This window comes from Parolsenella sp., from assembly GCF_982402205.1.
Genome location: NZ_CEVYAT010000145.1, coordinates 1 through 3,975, shown reverse-complemented (window position 1 = coordinate 3,975; position 3,975 = coordinate 1). Strand labels below are relative to the sequence as shown.

Here is a 3,975-nt window from a genome sequence, read left to right as displayed (position 1 = left end):
CTCTCGGCGAGCTTGTCGGCATCCTTATCGATGGAAGCGACACCCGTAGCAACAACGCTGCCCTTAGTCTTACCGTCCTCGCTGGGCGTGGGCTCCTGCGGCTTGGCAATCGCAAACATGTTGCCCGAGGGCACGCACACGAAGTCGGGAGCAACATAGCTCGCGGCGACCTCGCTGTTGTAGAGACCGGCCTTGGCAAAGCCCGTGCAGTCCTCGGAGTAGACGGCATTGGTGCCGCCGTTGTTGGAGACAAATGTGCCGCCCTCAAGGGAGAGGGAAACCTTAGAGATGGCCGTGGCATCGTTCTTCTGCGGGTTGGCCTCGTACAGGGCGTTATAGCCAGAGACCGTGCCGCCCTTGACCACAACGCTCGTGGGGAGCTTGGTGGTGTGCTGGGCCACGGCGATACCGGCACCCTGGGTGGTGGAGCCGTTACCGTTGGGATCGACCCGAGTCGGCTGAGACGTGCCCGTAATCGAGCCGGAATTCACCGTGAGCGCACCGGCGCGTAGCTCAAAACCCGTGCCACCAGTGATGCTGCCACCATTGACAGTCCAGTTGGCGTAGCCAGCGGCATAGACGCCCTCGCCATCGCCACCATCGAGAACGGCGGTGTTGGCAATCGTGATCTGAGGAACGGTGCCCTCAACATCGGCAACCTGGCCGTTCAGGTAGATAGCGGCGCCAGAAGCGCCCGAGCCATCCTTGTGCGAGACAAGCTTACCGGCGACCTCGGCAACGACGCCATACGCATGCTTGCTGTTCTGATCAAGGAAGAGCGGGGCCCAGCCCTCGAGCGTCACGTTCTCGCCAACCTTAACGGTAGAGTAAGCAGAACCGGTATCGGTGGTCGAGCCCTTAACCAAAACGGCGCCGAAATTGGGCGCAGACTCGACAACGGACCCGCTGCCCACAAGCTCAAGCGAACCGCCGTTAACGTAGAAATACTTATTAGCGGCAAAGCTAATGGTGTTACCGCCAAGATCGACGACGACGGACTTTCCGTCACTAACCCTAATGAAGTTCGACTCGGTGCTGTTGGCGATAACCTTAACCGTGTCACCAGAGCTGGCGGCCGCGACAGCCTCGGCAACGGTGACGTACCGCTTGCCATTGACCTCGGCCACACGCGGGAGCTGGCTCACCGTATAGGTGCCGTCGCCGTTATCGGTGGAGGCGGCGCCATAGCCAAGGAAATTAGTGTGCTCGCCCTCGGCCCAGCAGTCAGCAGGATTGAACTTGCTGAAGGTGCCACCGTTAACCTCAATGGTGGCGGTACCGCTCGCACGGTTCGCGTCATAGCAGTTCAGAACGAAGCCGTCTTCCTTACCAGACTGCGGGTACTTCTGCTGAACGGAATAAATGCCGCCATTTACAACGAGCGAACCCTCGTATACATACACGGCGTGGATGTTGCCGACAAACTTACCGCTGTCGATAGTGCAGGAGGAACCGTCCTCGACATCGACCGCGTAGCAGTCGTTTTCCTTGGCGATAAGAGAACCGTTGCCGGTAATCTTGAGGGAACCGCCATCGCGAACAGAGACGAGGGACCAATCGGTGTCCCCCCATATGTCACTGCTGTTGTTAACCGTCTTGCCGTTCATGTTGAGAGTCACGGACTTCTTCTCAACAACCGCAGTAGCGCTCAGATCGACGTCGGCAAGCATCTTGACGGTGGAACCGTTGGACGCGCTGTCGAACGCCTCCTGAAGCGTGGCATAGCCGGTGCCGTTGACCTCAACGACGTTGCCGGCTGCAAGCGCCGGAGCAGGCGCAAAGCCAACAGTCGCGGTGAGAACGGCAGCTACGATAGCGGCAAATAAGCCCCCCCCGGCCCTTCTCTTCCTCATACGTTCTCCTCTCGCCATTCGGGTCTCGAATGAGTTGACTAGCGATACCAATACAGCTTGAAATTGTAGCCCCCGAGCCAGCAATTCTTGAACGCATCTGAAAATTAAAGGGGCGATTCCGTAAAAGGTCGGTAAACCGGCTGCCGACCGCGCGCATACGAAGGTTTTCGCAGCTTAGAGAGTGAGTCGAAGCGCCATTCGCTGACTCCGCCAGCGGCACATGGCGACGCGGACGCACTTGGACGCACTTGGCTTGCGGCCTCTTGCTCTACCTCGCCCCCTAATTATGGAGCGCGCGGGCGCGTTGCACGCAATCGGAACCAGTCTGATAGGGCACATCTCGTGCAGGCTGCGCATGCAGGCGGCAGTCGCATGCGAGTCGAGCTCTTGCGTTGCCGAGAAGGACGCAGAGCCAGGGCGCTGCGCCTTATTCGGCCTTGTGCATTCACCAAAAGGGTAGGGACAGATGCACGAGGGCGAATGACGCACGGCGGTCGAGGCGCGTGCGTCTGCCCCGTCCCCTTTGGAACACGTGCCAAAGGGGATGGGGCTGATGGCACAAAAAACGGCCAGCTCCCAGGGGGACCGGCCACCGGCACGGCCACGCATACGGCGAGGCCCTCGGTGGACTGCATGAACATGGCGATGTTGCCCAGCCCCGGGATGCGGAAGCTGCAGGCGGCAATGAGCTTCTCGGCCGGAACGGACGCCGAGTCCTTGACGTTGTTGGCATCTCCGGTGGTTGCGACGCAGCACCTTTTGGTTGCGGGCGAGTACGGGCGGCGCGTGGCAAGTGCGGCGCCGTGCGCCGTTGGGGACGGGTCTGTTGGCACGGGCGCGGGGGCGGCGTGTTGCGCAGGCGGTGCCGGGCGCTGCACGTTATCGGGCGTCGTGCATTCCCAAGCGGGGCACGCAGCCAGGCGCTGCACGTTATCGGGCTTCGTGCATTGCCGAGAAGGACGGCGCCGCGGGACGCTGCACCAAATACGGCGTCGTGCATTCTCCGTAAATGAGCGGACAAATGCACAACGCCCATTTATGTGCACGCCAGCCCTTCTCGCCCTCAAAGCAGAAGGGGCCCCGAATGCACCAAGCCGATTCGCGTGCAGCACAAGGCAGCCAAGGGTCACGCAGAATGCACGAGGTCAATTTGCGTGCAGCGCGCGCCATGTGGGGCGTCATACACGCCAGTCCTTCTCGCACAAGAAAGCGCCCGCGATGCCTTTGGCACGCCCCGAACTACTGGGCCATGAGCTGCTCAACCTCGTCGCGGGTGGCAAGGTGGTCGCTGAACGCCGAGGCCGACCCCGCGCAGAGGCCCATGCGGAAGGCCGTCTCGTACGAGCCCGTCTCGGCCAGGCCCGCCAGGAAGCCGGCGACGCACGAGTCGCCCGCACCCACGGAGTTGACCACGGTGCCGCGCGCGGCCGGGCTCTCGTAGACGGAGCCGTCCTCGGCCACGAGCACGCCGCCCTCCCCCGCCATCGAGACGAGGACGTTCCTCGCGCCCCCCTGCTGCATGCGGCGCGCGTAGGGCACGACGTCGGCGCGGGTCTTGAGCGCAGCGCCGTAGATGTCGCCCAGCTCGATGTTGTTGGGCTTCACAAGGAACGGCTGGTAGGGCAGCACGCGACGGAGCAGGTCGCGCTCGGCGTCGACCACGATGCGCACGCCGCGGCCGGCCAAGCGCGCCATGATCTGCTCGTACATGTCGCTGGGAAGGCAGGCCGGCACCGAGCCCGAGACGACCAACGTGTCACCCGCGGCCAGCGCGTCGAGCTTGGCAAAGAGCGCGTCAACGTCTACGGCCGCGACCTCGGGGCCCATGCCGTTGAGCTCGGTCTCCTCGGCGCTCTTGATCTTTGCGTTGATGCGGCTCATGCCCCTCTCGACATGGATGAAGTCCGCGTCGACGCCCGCCTGGGCCACGCGGCGGGCGATCTCGTCGCCGGTAAAGCCCGCAAGGAAGCCCAGTGCGCGGCTCTTGTGACCGAGATTTCCCAGCACGATGGACACGTTGATGCCCTTGCCGCCGGGCAAGATCTGCTCGTAGGCGGTGCGGTTGATGACGCCCAGGCGCATGTCGTCGACGCGAACGATGTAGTCGAGCGAGGGGTTGAAC

2 protein-coding genes are annotated in these 3,975 nt (G+C 62.7%); both read right to left on the bottom strand.

Annotated elements, in window-relative coordinates; translation table 11 throughout:
• The coding region (locus tag AC1VTH_RS07145; protein ID WP_481335459.1) for a hypothetical protein at positions 1-1,853 on the bottom strand (1,853 nt) is incomplete at its 3' end.
• A 1,239-nt stretch (positions 1,854-3,092) separates the two neighbouring features.
• The coding region (gene pfkB / locus AC1VTH_RS07140; RefSeq protein ID WP_481335458.1) for a 1-phosphofructokinase at positions 3,093-3,975 on the bottom strand (883 nt) is incomplete at its 5' end.